The organism is Geminicoccus harenae, from assembly GCF_019800005.1.
GTDB lineage: Bacteria > Pseudomonadota > Alphaproteobacteria > Geminicoccales > Geminicoccaceae > Geminicoccus > Geminicoccus harenae.
In genome coordinates this window covers 1-591 of the sequence record NZ_JABGCL010000243.1, presented here as the reverse complement: position 1 = coordinate 591, position 591 = coordinate 1, and the positions used below count along the sequence as shown (strand labels likewise).

The window sequence follows — 591 nt, the reverse complement described above, 5'->3', positions numbered from 1 at the left end:
AAATCTTTTCCTAAGAGCTCGCTGACTAGTGCCATTCTTAAACAACGGTTCTACTTCATATGGCCTATGAAACACATTTGGATTGAAACCCCCAAATGCATCTCTCTCAAATCTCCTCCATGAACGGTAAAGCCCCCTTGGGCAAGTGAAAGGCTGAGGGATTTTAATCAGGTCTTGGTTAATGAGGCTTTGTATCATTTTCTGCAAGTCACTGCAAGATCCTGTATCATGACCGGTGGTAGCATGGTATTTGCAATAAAGGCTCTTAAACCTTGGCTGGTGTGGGGTGATGAGCCCCTTGGCTGTACAGTGGTAGAACATTTCCATAAAGGTGATGGGAAAGGAAGGGTGAGGGCGGATAGGTTCACGACGATGAAAAGGATCGGTATGGATAACATTGATATTGGCAGGTGGTGGTACTGCATGGGTAGGCAAGGGATTTTGGGTGACACTGGGTTGAGACGGCGGAGATATGGTCTTGTTGTCTATAAGGTCTTGGATGTCATGGCGAAGGCGCATGCAACGGTTGGTGATATAGCCTTTGGACTGATGGTAATGGCAGTAGTCATTTTCATTGTAGTTCTTGGGTAA

Annotated in this window: 1 protein-coding gene; it reads left to right on the top strand. The window is 45.9% G+C overall.

Going from position 1 to position 591, the window contains the following annotated elements:
• The first annotated feature begins 228 nt into the window (after nt 1-228).
• On the top strand, nt 229-591 hold the full coding sequence (locus tag HLA95_RS27780) for a hypothetical protein (protein ID WP_222185214.1): 363 nt from the start codon (nt 229-231) through the stop codon (nt 589-591).